The sequence below is a fragment of the Sphaerisporangium sp. NPDC005289 genome (genome assembly GCF_040607455.1).
Lineage (GTDB): Bacteria > Actinomycetota > Actinomycetes > Streptosporangiales > Streptosporangiaceae > Sphaerisporangium > Sphaerisporangium rhizosphaerae.
Window position 1 is genome coordinate 461,677 of record NZ_JBEXGS010000002.1, and the last position, 18,217, is coordinate 479,893.

The 18,217-nt window shown below is 70.9% G+C and carries 16 protein-coding genes; 6 read left to right on the forward strand and 10 right to left on the reverse strand.

Going from position 1 to position 18,217, the window contains the following annotated elements; translation table 11 throughout:
* The first annotated feature begins 24 nt into the window (after nucleotides 1–24).
* Complete coding sequence (locus tag ABZT47_RS04800; RefSeq protein WP_354836212.1) at nucleotides 25–1,539, forward strand: MFS transporter; 1,515 nt, start codon at nucleotides 25–27, stop codon at nucleotides 1,537–1,539.
* Nucleotides 1,540–1,605: 66 nt separating this feature from the next.
* On the opposite strand, the gene ABZT47_RS04805 is transcribed toward ABZT47_RS04800, so the two are convergent.
* Genes ABZT47_RS04805 through ABZT47_RS04820 form a run of 4 tightly spaced genes read right to left on the reverse strand, consistent with a single transcriptional unit; the run spans nucleotide 1,606 to nucleotide 6,228 of the window.
* Entirely contained in the window at nucleotides 1,606–2,445 is an 840-nt protein-coding gene (locus ABZT47_RS04805; RefSeq protein WP_354836214.1) for a carbohydrate ABC transporter permease, read from the reverse strand.
* Entirely contained in the window at nucleotides 2,442–3,374 is a 933-nt protein-coding gene (locus ABZT47_RS04810; RefSeq protein WP_354836216.1) for a sugar ABC transporter permease, read from the reverse strand. Before ABZT47_RS04810 ends, ABZT47_RS04805 begins: the two co-directional genes overlap by 4 nt.
* Nucleotides 3,371–4,711: an extracellular solute-binding protein gene (locus ABZT47_RS04815; RefSeq protein ID WP_354836218.1), complete on the reverse strand. Its 1,341-nt coding sequence runs from the start codon at nucleotides 4,709–4,711 to the stop codon at nucleotides 3,371–3,373. The genes ABZT47_RS04810 and ABZT47_RS04815 overlap by 4 nt, the downstream gene beginning before the upstream one ends.
* Nucleotides 4,708–6,228, reverse strand: a complete 1,521-nt coding sequence (locus ABZT47_RS04820; protein WP_354836220.1) for an alpha-N-arabinofuranosidase — start codon at nucleotides 6,226–6,228, stop codon at nucleotides 4,708–4,710. Before ABZT47_RS04820 ends, ABZT47_RS04815 begins: the two co-directional genes overlap by 4 nt.
* A 164-nt stretch (nucleotides 6,229–6,392) precedes the next feature.
* Here ABZT47_RS04820 and ABZT47_RS04825 point away from each other — a divergent pair, with 164 nt between their 5' ends.
* A complete protein-coding gene (locus ABZT47_RS04825; protein WP_354836222.1) occupies nucleotides 6,393–7,412 on the forward strand; it encodes a LacI family DNA-binding transcriptional regulator in 1,020 nt (339 codons plus the stop codon).
* Between the two features lie 452 nt (nucleotides 7,413–7,864).
* On the opposite strand, the gene ABZT47_RS04830 is transcribed toward ABZT47_RS04825, so the two are convergent.
* Together ABZT47_RS04830 and ABZT47_RS04835 are read right to left on the reverse strand one after the other, a co-directional pair.
* A complete protein-coding gene (locus tag ABZT47_RS04830) occupies nucleotides 7,865–9,049 on the reverse strand; it encodes a serine hydrolase domain-containing protein (protein WP_354836224.1) in 1,185 nt (394 codons plus the stop codon).
* A gap of 42 nt (nucleotides 9,050–9,091) precedes the next feature.
* A complete protein-coding gene (locus tag ABZT47_RS04835; protein ID WP_354836226.1) occupies nucleotides 9,092–9,469 on the reverse strand; it encodes a hypothetical protein in 378 nt (125 codons plus the stop codon).
* 255 nt (nucleotides 9,470–9,724) lie between these two features.
* Here ABZT47_RS04835 and ABZT47_RS04840 point away from each other — a divergent pair, with 255 nt between their 5' ends.
* The gene (locus ABZT47_RS04840; RefSeq protein ID WP_354836228.1) at nucleotides 9,725–10,543 is read left to right on the forward strand and encodes a hypothetical protein; all 819 of its coding nucleotides are present in this window, start codon (nucleotides 9,725–9,727) and stop codon (nucleotides 10,541–10,543) included.
* A 211-nt stretch (nucleotides 10,544–10,754) separates the two neighbouring features.
* Entirely contained in the window at nucleotides 10,755–11,957 is a 1,203-nt protein-coding gene (locus tag ABZT47_RS04845; protein ID WP_354836230.1) for a cysteine desulfurase-like protein, read from the forward strand.
* Nucleotides 11,958–12,168: 211 nt separating this feature from the next.
* Here ABZT47_RS04845 and ABZT47_RS04850 read toward each other — a convergent pair whose 3' ends face one another.
* Together ABZT47_RS04850 and ABZT47_RS04855 are read right to left on the reverse strand one after the other, a co-directional pair.
* Nucleotides 12,169–12,366: a DUF397 domain-containing protein gene (locus ABZT47_RS04850; protein ID WP_354836232.1), complete on the reverse strand. Its 198-nt coding sequence runs from the start codon at nucleotides 12,364–12,366 to the stop codon at nucleotides 12,169–12,171.
* The gene (locus tag ABZT47_RS04855; protein ID WP_354836234.1) at nucleotides 12,363–13,211 is read right to left on the reverse strand and encodes a helix-turn-helix transcriptional regulator; all 849 of its coding nucleotides are present in this window, start codon (nucleotides 13,209–13,211) and stop codon (nucleotides 12,363–12,365) included. The genes ABZT47_RS04850 and ABZT47_RS04855 overlap by 4 nt, the downstream gene beginning before the upstream one ends.
* Before the next feature lie 245 nt (nucleotides 13,212–13,456).
* Here ABZT47_RS04855 and ABZT47_RS04860 point away from each other — a divergent pair, with 245 nt between their 5' ends.
* Nucleotides 13,457–13,876 (forward strand): ATP-binding protein, encoded by a 420-nt coding sequence (locus ABZT47_RS04860; protein ID WP_354836236.1) that lies wholly within the window; start codon nucleotides 13,457–13,459, stop codon nucleotides 13,874–13,876.
* 396 nt (nucleotides 13,877–14,272) lie between these two features.
* Here ABZT47_RS04860 and ABZT47_RS04865 read toward each other — a convergent pair whose 3' ends face one another.
* Together ABZT47_RS04865 and ABZT47_RS04870 are read right to left on the reverse strand one after the other, a co-directional pair.
* A complete protein-coding gene (locus ABZT47_RS04865) occupies nucleotides 14,273–15,385 on the reverse strand; it encodes a HAMP domain-containing sensor histidine kinase (protein ID WP_354836238.1) in 1,113 nt (370 codons plus the stop codon).
* On the reverse strand, nucleotides 15,382–16,044 hold the full coding sequence (locus tag ABZT47_RS04870) for a response regulator transcription factor (protein ID WP_354836240.1): 663 nt from the start codon (nucleotides 16,042–16,044) through the stop codon (nucleotides 15,382–15,384). Before ABZT47_RS04870 ends, ABZT47_RS04865 begins: the two co-directional genes overlap by 4 nt.
* 139 nt (nucleotides 16,045–16,183) lie before the next feature.
* Here ABZT47_RS04870 and ABZT47_RS04875 point away from each other — a divergent pair, with 139 nt between their 5' ends.
* Complete coding sequence (locus ABZT47_RS04875) at nucleotides 16,184–18,070, forward strand: hypothetical protein (RefSeq protein ID WP_354836242.1); 1,887 nt, start codon at nucleotides 16,184–16,186, stop codon at nucleotides 18,068–18,070.
* Nucleotides 18,071–18,217: the final 147 nt, after the last annotated feature.

An 18,217-nucleotide genomic window follows, 5' to 3' on the forward strand; every position in this document is an offset into this window, starting at 1 on the left:
TGAAGAGCAGAGCATGATGGCACCATGGAAAAGGGTGGAATCCGGATCAAATCCCCAAGTGGCCGGTGGGTTCTGTTCGCCACCGTGCTGGGTTCGGGGATGGCCTTCCTCGACGGCACGGTGGTCAACGTCGCGCTGCCCCGGCTCGGCAACGACCTCGGCGCGTCGATCTCCGGCCTCCAGTGGACGGTGAACGCCTACACCCTCACCCTGGCCGGGCTGATCCTGCTCGGCGGCTCCCTCGGCGACCGGTACGGCAGGCGCAAGATCTTCGTCATCGGCGTCATCTGGTTCGCGCTGGCCTCCGCGCTGTGCGGGCTGGCGCCCAACATCCAGACGCTGGTGCTGGCCCGCGGCCTCCAGGGCATCGGCGGGGCGCTCCTCACCCCGGGCTCACTGGCCATCATCCAGTCGTCCTTCGCCCGCGACGACCGTCCGCGCGCCGTCGGCGCCTGGTCGGGCCTGGGCGGTGTCGCCGGCGCCGTCGGCCCCCTGCTCGGCGGGTGGCTGGTGGAGACGGCGGGCTGGCGCTGGGTCTTCCTGATCAACCTGCCGCTCGCCGCTCTCACCGTGGTCACCGCCGTCCGGCACGTGCCCGAGACCAGGGACGAGGCGTCGGCGGGCCGCTTCGACATCCTTGGCGCCATGCTCGCCGCGCTGGCCCTGGCCGGCATCACCTACGGGCTGATCGAGCGCGGGACGGCGATCCCGCTGGTGTCGGCGCTGGCCGGCGTCGCGCTGGGCGCCGCCTTCGTCGTGCTGGAGATCCGCCGTTCGCGGGCCGGGGCGGCGGTGTCGGCGCTGGTGCCGGTCCGCGTGTTCGCCTCCCGCGAGTTCACCGCCGTCAACGTGGTCACGCTCATCATGTACGCGGCGATGGGCGTGGTGTTCTTCCTGCTGGTCGTCGAACTCCAGGTCGCCGCCGGGTTCTCGCCGCTGGCCTCCGGGACGGCGATGCTCCCGGTCATGCTGCTGATGCTCGTTCTGTCCCCCCGCGCGGGCGACCTGGCCAAGCGCATCGGGCCCAGGCTGCCGATGACGGTGGGCATCCTGCTCTGCACGGGCGGGCTGGTCCTGATGAGCCGCATCGGGCCGGGCGCCTCCTACCTGCTGGACGTGCTGCCGCCGGTCGTGCTGTTCGGCCTCGGCACGTCCTCGGCGGTCGCGCCGCTGACCGCGACCGTGCTGGCCACGGCCGAGGAGCGGTTCGCGGGCGTGGCCAGCGGCGTCAACAACGCGGTGGCGCGCACCGGCGGCCTGCTGGCCGTCGCGGCCATCCCCCCGCTGGTCGGGCTGACCGGCGCCGCCTACACCTCGGCGACCGCCTTCACCGCGGGGTTCCGCACCGCGATCTTGATCAGCGCCGCGATGATGGCCTGCGCCGCCGTGCTGACCTTCCTCACCATCCGGACCAACGTGCTGCGCGCCCCCGAGCGCAAGGCCGCGTGCAACCTCGACGCCCCTCCGCTGCAGCCCTGCCCCCCGATCGAGGAGACCCGCGACCGCCCCGGCACCCGGCCGCGGCCACGCTCGCGCTGACCGTCGGCGGCGCCGCAGCCGTCGAGGCCCGGACGCGGCCTCGGCGCGTGGGGCGCCGACCAGGCCTCAGCCCTTGAGGCCGGAGCGGGAGATGCCCTCGATGACCCAGCGCTGGGCGACCAGGTAGAGCAGGATCACCGGGAGGCTGGCGATCACCGCGCCGGCCATCAGCAGGTCGTAGCGGATGGTGTTGGCGCTCTGGAAGTTGCCGAGCCCGGCGGGCAGGGTCAGCGAGTCCGGGCTGAGCAGCACGTAGATGGGCCACAGGAAGTCGTTCCAGTTAATCAGGAACGACAGCAGGAACAGCGTGACCAGCGCCGGCTTGGCCAGCGGCAGCGCGATCGAGGTGAAGATCCGCCAGCGGTCGGCCCCGTCCAGCTCGGCCGCCTCCTCCAGCTCCGCCGGGAGCGTGATGAAGAACTGCCGCAGGAAGAACACCCCGAAGCCGCCCGCCGCCGCGGGCACGATCACCGCGGGCAGGCTGTCCACCCACGACAGCTCGTTGACGATGAGGAAGTTCGGGATGAGCAGCACCACCGGCGGCACGAACAGCGTCGCGACGATCACCGCGAAGATCGTCGACCGCCCGCGGAAGCGCAGCCGGGCGAGGGCGTAGGCGGCGGGGGTCGCGGTGAGCAGCACCAGGGCGGCGTGGCCGACGGCCGCGATCAGGCTGTTGGCGAACCAGGTCAGGATCGGACTGTCGGGGCTGTTCAGGATCTCCCGGTAGGCGTCCAGGGTCGCCGGGCTCGGTATCCACTGGGGCTCGGTGGACCCCGCGGCCCCGCGGGTCTTGAACGAGGTGAGCACCATGTACACCAGCGGGCTGATGTAGAGCGCGGCGACGACGGCCAGCACCAGGTGGAGTAGGGCCCGGCGCACCCGGCGCGGAGCAGGCGCGGTCACGAGGTCCTCCTGTCGCGGAAGGCGCCGAAGACCAGGGCGCTGGCGCACATGAGGAAGCCGGCGAGGATGAAGCTCATCGCCGAGGCGCTGCCCATGTCGAAGCGCCGCAGGCCGGTCTCGGCGATGAGGTAGATCGCCGTCTTGGTCTGGTCGGCGGGCGCGCCCGCCGTGATCAGGTACGACTGGCCGAACATGTTGGCCGAGGCGAGGATCGTGGCGTTGACCACGAAGACCATGACCGGCCGCAGCCCCGGCAGCGTCACCGAACGGAAGCGGGCCGCCGGCCCCGCGCCGTCCACCATCGCCGCCTCGTACAGCTCACGCGGGATGTCCTGCAGCCCGGCCAGGAAGATGACGGCGTTCAGGCCGAGCGTCCACCACACGGTGACCCCGACGAGGGCGATCCAGGCGGGCGGCACGTCGGTGGTCCACTGCACGTCCAGGCCCAGGTAGTGGTTGATCAGGCCGATGTTGCCGTCCAGCAGGTACCGCCAGACGAACCCGACCACGGCCACCCCGAGGACGTAGGGGGCGAAGTAGACGGCGCGGTAGAGGTTGCGCCCGCGGAACCGCCCGTTCATCAGCAGCGCCGCGAACAGCGGCAGCAGGATGAGCAGGGGCACGGAGAACAGGGTGAAGACGCCGGTGGCCCGCATCGCCGTCCAGAAGCGCGAGCCGTCGACGCTTGCGGGGTCGAACAGTTCGGCGTAGTTGGCCAGGCCGACGAACGGCTTGGCCGGCAGGCTGATGTCCCACTCGTGGAGGCTGGTGTAGAGGCCGAAGCCGATCGGCAGCACCATGAAGACCGCGAACAGCAGCAGGTAGGGGGCCAGGAAGGCGTAAGGGGTCCACCAGCGCATGCGGCGCGCGGCCCCGGCGGGGGCGGCGGCCGCCCCCGCGAGGTCGCGCGAGCGGGTGAGCACGCTCACCGGCCGTACTTCCGCTTGTTGTCGGCCAGCAGCTGGTCGGCGGTCTTCACGCCCTCCTTCAGCGCGTCCGCCGGCGAGGACTGCTTCAGCACCGCCTTGGCCACGGCCAGCTCAAGGGCCTTGGACTGCACGTCGCCGACGCCGGGCAGCGCGGGCAGGAAGCGGAAGACGTCAGGGTTCTCGGCCAGCTTGATCTGCGGCAGGTCGGCGATCGAGGGGTCCTGCCGGACGGAGTTGCGGGCGGGGATCATGCCGGCCTTGGCCCACTCGGTGGACTGGCGGCTGATGTGGTCGATGAAGAACTTGGCCGCCTGCACCTTGTTGGCGTCCTTCGCCGCCTGCGCGGTCATGACGAAGTTGTGCGAGGAGCTCCACACCGCGGGGGTGGCGCCGATGGCGGGCACCGAGGACAGGCCCCACTTCAGGCTCGGGGCGTTGGTCTTCAGGTCGTTGATCTGCCAGATGCCGTCCCAGGTGAAGCTGGTCCTGTCGTTCTTGAAGGCGGCGTACTGGCTGTCGATGGCGACCTTGGCCGGGCTGCGGCCCTTGTCGATCTGCTCGATCATCCAGGCCAGCGCCTGCTCGCCCTCGGCGCCGCCCCACAGGGCCTTGGCGCCGTCCTGGCTGTACAGCTCGCCGCCGTTCTGCCACAGAAGCGACATGAACATCAGGTGGGCCGGCCACTTGTTCGGCATCCAGAACGGCTGCGCCACGCCGGCCTTGGCCAGCTCGGCCAGGGCGTCCTCGTAGGAGGCCTTGTCCTTGGGCGCGTCCTTCAGGCCGATCTTGTCCAGGTGCCCGGCGTTCCAGTAGTCGCCCAGGCAGTGGACGTCCAGCGGGACGGCGTAGCGCTTGCCGTCGTAGACGCCGGCGTTCCAGATGGCGGGGATGAAGTCGGCATCGCTGATCTTGAGGGCGGACACGACGTCGTCGAGCGGTGTGAGCACCGAGCGGGCGGCGAAGGTGCCGATCCAGTCGATGTGGATGACCGCCACGTCCGGGCCCTTGTTCGCGGCGATGGCGGTGGGCAGCGCGGGGTAGAGGTCCTCCCAGCGCCGGGTCACGTTGCGGACCTCGATGCGGCCGGCGTACTGCTTGTTGAACTCCTCCAGCATGGCCCGGAAGTGCGGCCCGTCGCCGCCGGTGAAGCCGTTCCAGAACTCCAGGGTGACCTTCGGGCCGTTGTACTCGCCGCCGGAGAAGGTGGGCGCGGCCGAGGCGGGCGCGCCGCCGCCGGCGCCGATCTTGGTGCCGCCGCCGCAGGCGGCCAGCGTCGCGGTCAGCCCGACGGCGCCGGACAGTCCGAGGAAGGAACGGCGGGACAGAGGAGAGGTCATCGTGCACTCCTGGCGGTGAGGGGAGCAAAGCGGACAATAGTCCAAGAAACGGGCGGAAGCGTAAGCGTGGCGCGCCGGCCGTCCAGGGCGGCACCCGTGCCTTGACGTGGGACGACGCGCTCGGGGTCGGCCGCGGTGTTGCGCGCGGAGGGGTCGTCGTCGGCCAGTTCGAGGTGCTCGGCCACGCGCATGTCCCCCGGCAGCGCGATCTCGAGCGGCAGCGCGCCGTGGCGGTCGCGGTTGACCGCGAACAGCGTGATCTCGCCGGTCTCCGGGTCGTGGGTGGCGGTCGCCCAGATGGCGGGCACCTCGCCGTACTTGGCGGTCTCGATGAGCGGGGAGTCCGGCTCGACCCGCAGCACCTCGCCCCGGGCGTACCGGGCGGTGAGCGCGAACGGGTGGAAGATCGTCTGCCGCCACGCCGCGCCGCCCGGCTCGGTCATGATCGGTGCGATGACGTTGGCGAGTTGGGCCTGGCAGGCGACGCCCACCCGGTCGGCGTTGCGCAGCAGCGTGATGAGCAGGCTGCCGACGACGACCGCGTCGGTGACGTCGTAGACGTCCTCGATGAGCCGGGGGTGGGCGGCCCACTCCAGGGACGACTCTCCCTTGAAGCGGCTCTGGTACCAGACGTTCCACTCGTCGAACGACAGCTTGATCTTCTTGCGGCTGCGCAGCTTGGCGCCCACGTGGTCGGCGGTCGCGGCGATCGATCTGATCATGTGGTCCATGTCGGCCGCGCTGGCCAGGAAGGAGTCGGCGTCGCCGTCACTCGGGTCGTAGTAGGCGTGCAGCGAGATGTAGTCGACCATGCCGTAGGTCGCCTCCAGCACTTCGGCCTCCCACGAGCCGAAGGTCGCCATCCCGCTGTTGGAGCTGCCGCAGGCGACCAGGGACAGGTTGGGGTCGAAGCGCTTGAGCGCCCTCGCGGTCTCGGCGGCGAGCCGGCCGTACTCGCCGGCGGTCTTGTGGCCCATCTGCCACGGCCCGTCCAGCTCGTTGCCCAGGCACCACAGGCGCACGTCGTGCGGCTTGTCGACGCCGTGCGAGCGGCGCAGCTCCGACAGGCGGGTGCCGCCGGGGTAGTTGGCGTACTCGACCAGCTCCAGCGCCTCGGCCACGCCGCGGGTGCCGAGGTTGAGCGCCATCATCGGCTCGACGCCCGCCTTGGCCGCCCAGGCCATGAACTCGTTGAGCCCGAAGCTGTTGTCCTCCAGGCTGCGCCAGGCGAGGTCCAGGCGGGCCGGCCGGTCCTCCACGGGGCCGACGCCGTCCTCCCACCGGTAGTTGGAGACGAAGTTGCCCCCGGGGTAGCGCACCAGGGTCACGCCGAGCTCGCGGGTCAGCTCCAGCACGTCGGTGCGCAGGCCGTCGGCGTCGGCCAGCGGATGGCCCGGCTCGAAGACGCCGGAGTAGACCGTGCGGCCCATGTGCTCGACGAACGAGCCGAACAGCCGCGGCTCCACCGGGGCGATCCGGAAGGAGGGGTCAAGGGAGATATGAGCAGCCGCAGCCAAGGCACGACCTCTCTGTCATCGCGCGTTCAGTGGTACGTGGATTTGTACAACGTTGTTTCAACGTTGTAAACAGGCACAAACACCCCGATACCGTGCTGTTACGTGCGATAGGACCGGTACCGTCGTAGGCGGAGATCGAAGCGGGGAAGGGGAAGGATGGCCACGTGGGAGGCACCGTGGGAGTGAGCCTGCGCGACGTCGCGCGCCTGGCCGGGGTGTCGGTGAAGACCGTCTCCAACGTGGTCAACGGGTACGCGCACGTCTCCGCCGCCACGCGGGAGAAGGTCGACCGGGCGCTGTCGGAGCTGGACTACCGCCCGAACCTCTCCGCCCGCAACCTGCGCCAGGGCCGCACCGGGGTGATCGCGCTCGGCCTCCCCGAGATCGACAAGCCGTACTTCGCCGAGCTGTCCCGGTTCGTCATCGCCGCCGCCGCCGAGCACCGGTGGATCGTGGTCATCGAGCAGACCGACGGCGACCTCGGGCGCGAGCGCCAGGTGCTGGACGGCGTGCGCGACCACCGCATCGACGGGCTCATCCTGAGCCCGGTCGCCATCGGCAAGGAGGAACTCGCCGCCCGCAGCGACGACACCGCGCTGGTGCTGCTCGGCGAGCGCATCCACGACGGCCCCGCCGACCACGTGGCGATCGACAACGTGCGCGCGGCGCGCGAGGTCACCGAGCACCTGATCGGCCTCGGCCGCACCCGCGTCGCCGCGCTCGGCGCCCAGGAGAACGCCCCGAGCGGCACCTCCTCGGTCCGCCTGGAGGGCTACCGGGAGGCGATGGCGGCGCACGGCCTGCCCGAGACGGTCGTCGAGGTCGAGCGGTTCGGCCGGGCGGAAGGCGCCGCCGCGATGGAGACGCTGTTGGACTCCCCCGACCGGCCGGACGCGGTGTTCTGCTTCAACGACCTGCTGGCCCTCGGCGCGATGCGGGCCATCCTGTCGGCCGGCCTGCGCGTCCCGCAGGACATCGCGGTCGCCGGGGTGGACGACATCGAGGACGGCCGGTTCAGCACCCCGACCCTCACCACGGTCGCCCCCGACAAGGACGAGCTGGCCCGCGTGGCCGTCGACCTGCTCAAACGCCGCCTCGACGGCCCCCTCGACCACCCCGTCCAGGAGGTCCGCGCCTCCTACCACCTCATGATCAGAGAAAGCACCTCCCCCGCGAGGCCCTGACGCACCGGGCCGGAAGTTGGCCGCGTGAGTTGATCACCCGATAAGCGAAGCCGGAAGTTCGCCCCTTGAGTTGATCATTTGATCAGTCGTCGACGGTGTACGGGCCGGGGTGGTCGGGAAGCATCACCAGATGAGCCCGCTCTGCCGATGGCCCCGGCCATCCCTCGGCCAAGGGGAGCGCGCTCATCGGATCTCCTTCCACACCGTCCAGTGTGCACCGCCCACAGGGCACGGGCCAACCGGCACACCAGGTTCCGGCATGACCCTCGGTAATCGTAGCGTCACGTTCAGGTCATCGTGGACCGACTTCGGAACCGGTATCCCAGGTGCCTCGACGGCCCCTCGACCATCCCGTCCAGAAGGTCCGCGCCTCCTACCGTCTGACGGTCAGGGAAAGCACGACCCCCGCCTCATGGCCTCGGCGCCGCGCGGAGCCCGCGAGCGCTCCGGGGCTATTCGGCCTGTGCCTTGATGGCGGTTCGGACGGCGTCGAGGAGGGTGGCGGCTCGCAGGTCCGGCACGCCTTCCTGGATGTGGTTCATGACGTAGCCGAAGGCCAGGCCGGTCGCCGGGTCGGCGAAGCCCAGCGACCCGCCGTAGCCGGGGAACCCGAAGGCGGTCGGGCTGTACCAGAAGGCATCGGGCGTCGGCAGGCCGAAACCGGTGCCGATGCGGACGGGCACGCGCAGGACGCGGTCGACGCCACCGGCCTGTTCCCTGGTCGCCGCGGCCAGGGTCTCGGACGAGAGGATGCGATGCCCGTCGACCTCGCCGATGAGCGCGGCGTAGAAGCGGGCCAGCGCGCGGGCGGTGCAGATGCCGTTGGTCGAGGGCATCTCGGCGGCCTGCTCGGCGGGGTCGTCGTGGTTCGGCATCGGCGTGATGACGGTCATCGCCCGCATGGTCAGCGACGTGGGGTCGGTGTAGGCGCTCATCACCTCGCGCGCGGACTCCGGCAGGGAGTCCAGATCGACGGCGGCCAGCGCGTCCAGGTCGTAGGAGGGGGCGATGATCCGGCTCACGCGGTGCCGCTCGGACTCCGGCAGCCCGATCCACAGGTCCAGGCCGAGCGGCGCGGCGATCTCCTCGGCGAGGAACGTGCCGATGCTGCGGCCGGTCACCCGGCGGACGACCTCGCCGACCAGCCAGCCGTAGGTGTGCCCGTGGTAGCCGTGGTCGGTTCCCGGCTCCCAGAACGGGCGCTGGGCGGCCAGGGCGGTCACCATCGGCTCCCAGGCGATCGCCTCGGCCGGGGTGATCGGGCGGTCGAGCGCGGGGAGCCCCGCCTGGTGGGTGAGCAGCCATCGGACGGGGATGCGCTCTTTGCCGTTCGCCGCGAACTCCGGCCAGTACTCGGCGACGGGCGCGTCCAGGTCCAGCTCGCCACGCTGGGCCAGCAGGTGCGCGCAGGCGGCGGTGATCCCCTTGGTGGTGGAGAACACCACCTGGAGGGTGTCGCGCTCCCAGCGGCGGCCGGTCTCGGGGTCGGCGACGCCGCCCCACAGGTCGACGACCTTGCGGCCGTGCAGGTAGACGCCGACCGCCGCGCCCACCTCCTGCCCGCCGGCCAGGTTGGCCGCGAACGCCTCGCGCACTCCTTCGAATCCCGGTGCGGTCTGTCCGCCTATTTCGGGCATGCGTCATCGCCTTCCGTCTCGCTGAGGGTGGCCGGGAAGTGGCTACCTGCGCCACTTCTCGATGAGCCAGGCGCAGATCTCCGGCTCGGTCATCTCGGGGAACTCTTCGGTGAAGGTGACGAGCGCGCGCGTCGCCTCGTCGCGGTCCAGGCCGTGCGCCGCCGCCGCCCTGAAGTACTCCTGGCGCGCGGCGGACGGGCGGCCTCCGCCCGCACCGCGGCCGGGCAGGCCGTCGCGCCACCGCACGATCTCCGCGAGCCGGTCAGGACGCCAGCCGGGAGCCCCGTCGACCTCGACGTCGGGCTCGGGAAAAGGATGGGTGGAATCGCCGGGATAGCGGGAGCGCCACTTGTGCACCGCGTGCCGGCTCACTCCCAGCGCCTCGCCGATGCCCACGACGCCGAGGAATCGCTCGGTCATGGCGCACCAACTTGTCCGTCCGGCCTCCTTCGGGGGTCTCATTACTACCATGCCGCGGCGGGATCTTCGCCCAGGCGACGACCGGCAGAACATCGTCTCTGACAGAGACGAAGCTAGTGGAGACGGACCAACCTCGTCAACGAGGAAGACAAGGTTTCACCGTCCGCCGAGTCGCCGCTTGTCGGCGAGCGAGCTTCATCACGCTTTGGCATGCGCATTGATCGAGGTCACTCGCTGGGCTAGCGTCTGGTGGTCATGGGGAGACCTCTGGTCGCGACGGTCGTCACGGCGCTTGTGGCCGCGGTCGTCCCGTTGTCCGCCGCGCCGGCCTCCGCCGCCGTCGTCCTGTCCGCCGCGCGGGCCTCCGCCGCTTATCCCGTCAAGAACGCGCCGGCGCTGACGGCCAACAAGCTGTACAAGAGCGGCGCCCTGCCCGTCTTCGAGTGCCGGAAGGGCGCGCTCAGCACGGCCGACGCCAAGGCCGCCGCGAAGACGCTCCAGGCGTTGTGGGGGTGCATGAACACGGCGTGGGAGGGCTACTTCCGCAAGGCGGGGCTGCCCTTCACCCCCGCCAAGCTGGTCGTGCTCACCAAGGGCGCCCGCTTCTGCGGCGATGCCTGGGGCAAGGACCAGGCCGGGTCGTACTGCGACGAGACCTCGACCGGCGCGGTGCTCGCGGACAAGGACTACCTGCGCACCCGCGAGATCTTCCACTTCCAGCTCGTCGCCGGCGTGTACGCCTACCACCTGCAGCGGCTCACCGGCATCGGCAAGGCGTTCGAGGCGATCCCGTACTCCTCCAAGGCCGAGCTGAACGAACAGTTCCGCCGGTACTCACTGCAGTCGAAATGCCTGGCCGGGATCTTCCTCGGCGCCACCTGGAAGACCGCGGCGCGCGAGGCCGAGAGCTGGCGGGCCCTGCTGGAGCTGATGAAGGACAACGGCGACGAGGGTAAGAAGCCGGGACGGCAGGGCAGGGGCGCGAGCATCGCCCGCTGGCTCGACAGGGGGCACGCCTCCCGCGACCCGCGTTCCTGCAACACCTGGACCGCCGCCTCCAAGCTCGTCGCCTGACCGGCCCCTTCCTCCCCGGCTCCGCCCCCGCTCCCGTCTCGCTTCCGTGCGGGCGGCTTCCCGTCACGCACGGGCGGCTTTGCGTCACGCACGGGCGGCTTTGCGTCACGCACGGGCGGCTTTGCGTCACGCGCCGGACGCCCGCCGTCACGAACTTGGCAAACGCCGCACGCTGCGAAAAGGTCGTTTCAATGACGACAGTGGAGGTCTGGTGACGTACGACGTCGCGGCGGTGCGAGAGCGGTTCCCGGCACTGAAGGAAGGGGCGGCGCACTTCGACGGGCCCGGCGGCACGCAGGTGCCCGACGCCGTGGCCGACGCGGTGGCCGGCGCGCTGACGGCCGCCGTGGCCAACCGGGGGTCGGTGACCGCCGCCGAGGTCCGCGCCGACCAGATCGTCCTGGACGCGCGGAGCGCGATGGCCGACCTGCTCGCGGGCGTGCCGGCGGGCATCGTGTTCGGCCGCAGCATGACCCAGCTCACCTACGACCTGGCCCGCGCGCTGGCCAAGGACTGGGACCCCGGCGACGAGGTCGTGGTCAGCCGGCTCGACCACGACGCCGACATCCGGCCCTGGGTGCACGCCGCCGAGGCGCGCGGGGTCACGGTGCGATGGGCCGAGTTCGACCGCGAGAGCGGCGAGCTGGCCGTGGAGGCGGTCGCCGGGCTGCTCGGCCCGCGCACCAGGCTCGTCGCCGTCACGGGCGCGTCCAACCTGCTGGGCACCCGGCCGGACGTCCCCGCGATCGCCGAGCGCACGCACGCCGCCGGGGCGCTGCTCTTCGTGGACGGGGTGCACCTGACCCCGCACAGCGTGGTCGACATCGGGGCGCTCGGCGCCGACTTCTACGCCTGCTCGCCGTACAAGTTCCTCGGCCCGCACCTCGGCGTCCTGGCCGCCGACCCGGGGCTGCTGGAGGGCGTCCACTCCGACAAGCTGCTGCCGCAGACCGGCGCCGTTCCCGAGCGCTTCGAGCTCGGCACGCTGCCCTACGAGCTGCTCGCCGGCACGACGGCCGCGGTCGACTTCCTGGCCGGCCTCGTCCCCGGCGAGGGCACCCGTCGCGAGCGGCTGGTGCGCTCGATGACCGCGCTGGAGGACCACGAGCAGGTCATGCTGGAGCGGCTGGAAAAGGGGCTGGCCCGCATCCCCGGCATGCGCCTGTACGGCGCCCCCGGACGCAGGCGCACCCCCACGACGCTGTTCTCGGTGGACGGCGTGGACTCCGCCGAGATCTACTCCTTCCTCGCGGCGCGTGGCGTGAACGCGCCGGCCGGCAGCTTCTACGCCCTCGAGTGCAGCCGATGGCTGGGACTCGGCGATGCCGGAGCGGTCCGCGCCGGCATCGCCCCCTACACCGACGAGTCCGACGTCGACCGCCTCCTCGACGGCCTCGACGCCCTGACCGCCTGACCGCCTGACCTCACCCGGCCCTCCCCCGCCCGCGCCCATGCGCGCGGGCGGTGGCGCCCGGCGTGGTAGGCGCCACCACGGACCAGTGGCGTCCGGCGTGGTGGACGCCACCACAGGCCGGTCGGCAGTCCTCAGCTCGGGCCGGCCACGCCCTGACCTGCCGAGCCGGGTCGGGCGCAGTGGCGGGTCCGGCGCAGCGGCGGCTCGGATGTCAGAGGTCGAACTCGCCCTTGGTGGCCCCGTCAAGGAAGCAGGCCCATTCGTGCGGGGTGAACACCAGCACCGGCCCGCCCGGATCCTTGGAATCCCGAACCGCCACCACCCCCGGCATATTCGTCGCCACCTCCACGCACCCCGAGCCCACCTGGTCTCCGCTCGCCGTGGCCTTGTGCCAGTCGGCCTTGCTCATATCTGCTTCTTCCATCGGTCCCGCGCGTCCTTGATCAAGATGAGCGATGCCTGCTGCGAGTGTGCGTCCGCCCGTATGGCGTCGTACCTGCCGCGGACCTGGGTCACGATGCTCTCGTCCGTCGTGACGAGCCCCTCCGCCGCGGATTCCGCGTACACCGTATCGGGCTGCCCGCCCGGCAAGAGCTCCGCTATAGCGAACTGTGACATCAGTCCTGGCGTGCAACCGGCGGTCAAAGGCACGACCTGAATGGCCGCATTGGGACGCTCCGCGGTTTCCAGCAGATAGTCCAGTTGCTCGCACATGGTCTTCGGGTCACCCACCGGCCGATGAAGTATCCCCTCATCCAGCAACGCCCATAGGGTGAATGGAGGGTTCTGCCGGTCCAGGACCAGTTTGCGCCGTATCCGGCTGGCGAGCCGCCGATCCACCTCGGCTGCCGTGATCATGGGAGCACGCCGGAATATGTACCGAGCGTAGGACTCGACCTGGAGCAAACCGGGGGCCAGCAGCGGATCCCAGGTGCGCAACACCCCGGCCCGGGGTTCGATCTCCTCCACCCAGGCCAGGTGGTAGCGCGGTCCTCCGTCAGGGGAAAGCATCAGCCTGTATAGCGCGACAAAGTGCGATTTAGCGGATAGACCGAAGATCTGATCGAGCCTTTCTGCGTAATCACGGGACGGCCTTCGCTTGGCCAGTTCGATCTGCGACACGAGATCCTGTGAACAGCCAAGACGTTCTCCTATGCGCGCCTGCGACAGGCCCGCCTCCATTCTGTACGCCCGCAGGTCAGCGCCGAAGCGCTCCAGCGGAGAGCATGACCCGGCGCCGGGTTCACCGTTCATGACCGCTCCAATCATGGGGTGAAGTGCAGCGAGAACGGCGATGGACGTCAATTTACGACGCTTTACGACAGGCGTGTCGTCGTCGGCCGTACACCGCCGTTCATCGCCGTTCCCTGCCGTGTGAATTTACTTCGGAACGGCGGGCCGTGCGGGCATTCTTTGCGCACGGTAAGGCGATTCTGCCGGTCGGTCACCGCGCGAAACGTGACAAGTCACCGGAATAGACGGCAGAGAAAGGGGACGGCATGACCGTGGGAATTCTCTTGGGTGAGACGGAGCTGGAGGGCACGCCGCGGAGCGTGGGCGTCGCGCGGCGGTTCGTCCGGGACACTCTGGGGGCCGGGCACCCCGTCCTGGACGACGTGACGCTGCTCGTCTCGGAACTGGTCACCAACGCGCTGGCCCACTCGGGCTCTGGACTGGACGGCGGGATCATCCGGGTAGGCATCGGAGAACTACCCGGGAGGAGACTTCACGTCGTCGTGGTCGACGACGGCTCGCCGCATGCGATCCCTCGCCCCAGGACCGCGAAGCCGGTGGACGAGAACGGGCGCGGACTGGCGATACTGCAGTCGGTCGCCAAACGCTGGGGCACCTACCGGGACGGCACCCGCCGCGTCGTCTGGTTCCAAGTCGACTTCCGCGAGCAGGGCGCGCACGGTTAGTGCGCTGTCCGGCAACGTTGACCGGCTCGGGTCCGTAGCCGGCGCCGACATCGCCGTACCACGACCCGCCGACCCGGCGCCGATCATCTCCAGCACATGGCCGAAGCGGAAAGCCGCGCCCGGTGAACGCTCGTGGTCACTACAACCAGAGCCTTCCTCGGCGAACGAGGACTCCACGCCGAAGCCGGTCCGCGGAGACAGGTCGTGCCGTCCAAGGTGCAGGCCGGTCAGGTCACAAGCGGTCCGGATCAGAGACGCAGGGGAAGCGCACCGTGATGGACAAGCCGTGCCAGCCAATGTGCAGGCCGGTCAGGTCACAAGCCATCCGGATCAGAGACGCGGGCGAAGCGCACCCTGATGGACAAGCCGTGCCAGCCAAGGTGCAGGCCGGTCAGGTCACAAGCCATCCGGATCAGGGTCGCAGGGGAAGCGCACCGTGATGGACAGGCCGCCTTCGGGGGGTGCACTGGTGGTGAGGGTGGCGTGGTGGGCGTGGGCGACGGCGTTGACGATGGCGAGGCCGAGCCCGTGGCCGTCGTGACGGCCGTGACGTTCGGGCGCCAGTCTCTGGAAGGGCTGGAAGAGGCGGGCGATCTGATCGTCCGGGATGGCCGGCCCGGTGTTGGTGACCGTCAGGGCGACCTGCGTGCCGGTGGTCCGGGTGGCGATCTGGACGTTCCCGCCTGCGTGGTTGTGGCGGATGGCGTTGTCGACGAGGTTGGCGACGAGGCTCTCGATGAGTCCAGGGTCTCCGGCCGTCACCGCGGGCGACAGGCGTTCGCCGAGATCGACGGCCTTCTCCTTGGCCAGGTCGCGGCGAGAGGCGAGCACTCCTTGGACGAGGTGGGCAAGGTCGACGGCGTCCCAGCGGGTGACGCCGCCCTCGCCGGTGGCCAGAGCCAGCAGTGCCTGGACGAGCCGTTCCTGGTGTTCGCCGAGAGCCAGTGCCTCCTGGCAGACCGAGCGCAGAGTGGCGGCGTCGGCGTCGCGGTCGCCGAGGGCGACTTCGAGAAGGGTGCGCAGACCTGCCAGGGGGGTGCGCAGTTCGTGGGAGGCGTTGGCGACGAAGTGGCGCTGGGCGTCGAAGGATGCCTGAAGGCGGGCGAACAGGTCGTCCAGGGTGTGACCGAGTTCGGTCAACTCGTCCGCGGGCCCGCCGAGGGCGAGTCGCCGGTGGAGGTCTCCGGCGGAGATGCTCCTGGCGGTGGCGGTGATGGCGCGCAGCGGGCGCAGGAACCGTCCGGCGACGAACCACCCGAGAGCCAGGGCGATGGGGATCAGGACGACCAGGGCGACGGCGGAGCCCGTGAGGAGTTGGGGCAGGGCGATTCCGGGCCCGATCTCGGCGGTCGTGCTCGACGGGCGCGCTGCGGGGATGGCCGCGTCGATGCGGGCCAGCGGGACGGCGGCCAGGACCAGCACCAGGACCCCGGCGGCGTAGATGCCCGCCGCGTAGGCGAGCGCGAGCCGTGTCTGCAGGGACCTTCTGGGCAGTGCGTGAGCGGTCATGACGGTTCGATGCGGTAGCCGCCCTCGCGGATGGTCTCGATCACGGGCGGGTCGCCGAGCTTGGCCCGCAACCGGTGCATGGTGTGCTTGACCGCGCTGCTGAAGGGGTCGGCGGCCTCGTCCCAGACGCGTTCGAGCAGGTCCTCCGCGGAGATGACCACGCCGGGCACGGCGAGCAGGCATTCGAGCAGGGCGAACTCCCGGGGGCTCAGGTCGAGGCGCCGGCCGGCCCGGAACGCGGTACGGCGGGCCGGATCGAGGGTGATGTCCCCGCACGCCAGGGTCGGCGGCAGCGGCGGGGTGGCGCGGCGGGCCAGGGCGCGGACGCGGGCCACCAGTTCGGCGAACCCGAAAGGCTTGGGCAGGTAGTCGTCGGCGCCGAGGCCGAGCCCGGCGACGCGGTCCTCGATCGTGCCGGAGGCGGTGAGCATCAGGACGCGGGTCGGACAGCGGCCCTGCGCGAGGCGCCGGCAGATCTCGTCCCCGTGGACGCCGGGCAGGTCGCGGTCGAGCACCACCACGTCGTAGCGGGTGGCGGCCAGGCGGTCGAGGGCGGCGGTCCCGTCCAGGACCACGTCGACGGCCATGCCCTCGCGACGCAGCCCGGTTCCGATGGAGCGGGCGAGGATCTCGAAGTCCTCCACGACCAGGACCCTCACCGCCGTTCACCGCCGGTCATCGTGCGGGCGGGGCGGCCGGGTCGAGGTGCCATGGCTCAACGATGCCAGGTCCCCGGTCTCAGCCGGGTCGCAGCCCGTGCGACCCGGCCGAGACCGGGAGCCGCGTACAACCGTCGGCATGAGTCCATCTTCCAACCCGACGAGCCGGCCCGTCACCGGCCCGCGCGAGCGATATGGGGCGACCCTGGCGGGCCGGGCGCTGCGCGAGGAGTGGGTCAGGTTCCGCACCGGACGCGGCCGGGCGCTCGCCATGGCGGCCTCCGTGCTGGTCACCGTGTCGCTCGGACTGCTGATCGCCGGGGGTACCCGCAGCACCTGCGTGACCGGGAAGGGCGAGGGTCCCTGCCCCGCGCCTCTGGTGGGACCCGACGGCACGGCGGTGCGGGACAAGTACTACTTCGTGCACCAGCCGCTCAAAGGGAACGGCGGCATCACCGCCCGCGTGTCGGACCTGACCGGCCAGATGCGGATGCCGGACACCGTACCCGGGGTGCGCAACGTGAAGCAGGGGGTGGTGCCGTGGGCGAAGGCCGGGCTCCTCGTCAGGCAGAGCCTCGAGCAGGGCACCCCGTACGCCGCCGTCATGCTGACCGGGGACCACGGCGTGCGGATGCAGAACGACTTCACTCATGACGTGCCCGGCGGCCCTCACAATGGGCCGCAGTGGCTGCGGCTGACCAGGTCGGGCGACACGATCACCGGGTACGAGTCGGACGACGGCACGACGTGGAGCGAGATCAGCACGGTCAGGCTGACCGGGCTGCCGGAGACGGCCGAGATCGGGCTGTTCGTCACCTCACCAGGCGCCCTGTGGGAGAGGGCGATGGCCTTCGCCCAGGCCACCGCCACCTTCGACCAGATCAGACTGGAGGGCGCGAACGGTTCCTGGCGCCACGACGACGTCGGCGTCGTCATGGAGTCCGACGGCAGGACTCCGCATCACCCCGGCGGAGTCGTCGAGTCCGGGGACAAGCTCATCGTGACCGGAGGCGGCGACATCGGCCCCGCCACGGCCGAAGGCGGCGTCCGCGCCGACCTCCTCCTACTCGGCGGAGCCCTGGGCCTGATCCCGCTGCTCGTGATGGCGGCCACGTTCATCACTGCGGACCACCGGCGCAGACCACCCAGAACCGGTCCCCCGACCGAACCCAACCCCCCGACCGAACCCGACCTCCCGCCCAGAACCGGTCCGCCGACCAGAACCAGCTCCCCGGCCAGGACCAGCACCATCCCGCCGAACGACACCAGTTCTCCAACCGCAATCAGCCCCCCGACCAGACCCGTCCCGCCGACCAACGCCGGCTCACCGACCAGCACCAACCCGTCGAGCAGCACCGACTCCCCGCCGCAACCCAGCCCGGCGATCGGAACCGGCCCGGCGATCGGAACCGGCCCGGCGATCGGAACCCGTTCGGCGATCGGGACCGGTTCGGCGATCGGAGCCGGTTCGCCGCTCGATACCCGCTCCTCGGGTGCGCCGGATCCGACGCGGGCGCTTGCGGCGAAGGGCGCGGTGGTCGGCGCGGCCGGGTTCGTGACGGGGCTGGTGGCCTCAGGTGTCGTGATCCCTGCCGGCCTGGCGCTGTTGCGTGCGCACCAGAACCCGATCCAGCCGATCACCCTCGGCACCGAACTGCGGATGATCGTCGGCTACGCCGCGCTGACCGCGCTCGCCGCCGTACTGACTCTGGCCCTCGCCGCGCTCGTCAGGCGCGCGATCGTGACGGTCGTGCTGGCCGTCGCGCTGCTCGTCGTCCCCTACCTGCTGGGAACGGCAGGCCTGGCGACCTGGCTGCTGATCGTCACCCCCGCCGCCGGCTTCGCGATCATCCAGAGCATCCCCACGTTCGCGCACGTGGACGTGGACCCGTCACTGCTCGTCGGCTACTACCCCCTCCCCCCATGGGCCGGCCTGGCCGTGACCTGCGGCTACGCCACCCTCACCCTCGCAGCCGCGATGGCCGCGCTCCGCAGGAGGACCGCACGCCGGGCTGCCCTCTCCTAAAGCCGCGACACTGGGCCGGCTGGTCCTCCCATGCGGCGGACGGGGTGATCGGCCTGGCGTACGACTCCACGTGCCAGGTGTCGCTCGGGCTGATCGGGGCATCGGATCTTGGTCGACTGCCGTCTCACCGGGAGCCCTCCCTCATCT

Coding starts and splice junctions, on each gene's coding strand:
- ABZT47_RS04830 (WP_354836224.1), bottom strand. CDS start 9,049: ATGCCCGAAATAGGCGGACAGACCGCACCGGGATTCGAAGGAGTGCGC.
- ABZT47_RS04860 (WP_354836236.1), top strand. CDS start 13,457: ATGACCGTGGGAATTCTCTTGGGTGAGACGGAGCTGGAGGGCACGCCG.
- ABZT47_RS04815 (WP_354836218.1), bottom strand. CDS start 4,711: ATGACCTCTCCTCTGTCCCGCCGTTCCTTCCTCGGACTGTCCGGCGCC.
- ABZT47_RS04875 (WP_354836242.1), top strand. CDS start 16,184: ATGAGTCCATCTTCCAACCCGACGAGCCGGCCCGTCACCGGCCCGCGC.
- ABZT47_RS04850 (WP_354836232.1), bottom strand. CDS start 12,366: ATGAGCAAGGCCGACTGGCACAAGGCCACGGCGAGCGGAGACCAGGTG.
- ABZT47_RS04835 (WP_354836226.1), bottom strand. CDS start 9,469: ATGACCGAGCGATTCCTCGGCGTCGTGGGCATCGGCGAGGCGCTGGGA.
- ABZT47_RS04840 (WP_354836228.1), top strand. CDS start 9,725: ATGGGGAGACCTCTGGTCGCGACGGTCGTCACGGCGCTTGTGGCCGCG.
- ABZT47_RS04855 (WP_354836234.1), bottom strand. CDS start 13,211: ATGAACGGTGAACCCGGCGCCGGGTCATGCTCTCCGCTGGAGCGCTTC.
- ABZT47_RS04865 (WP_354836238.1), bottom strand. CDS start 15,385: ATGACCGCTCACGCACTGCCCAGAAGGTCCCTGCAGACACGGCTCGCG.
- ABZT47_RS04800 (WP_354836212.1), top strand. CDS start 25: ATGGAAAAGGGTGGAATCCGGATCAAATCCCCAAGTGGCCGGTGGGTT.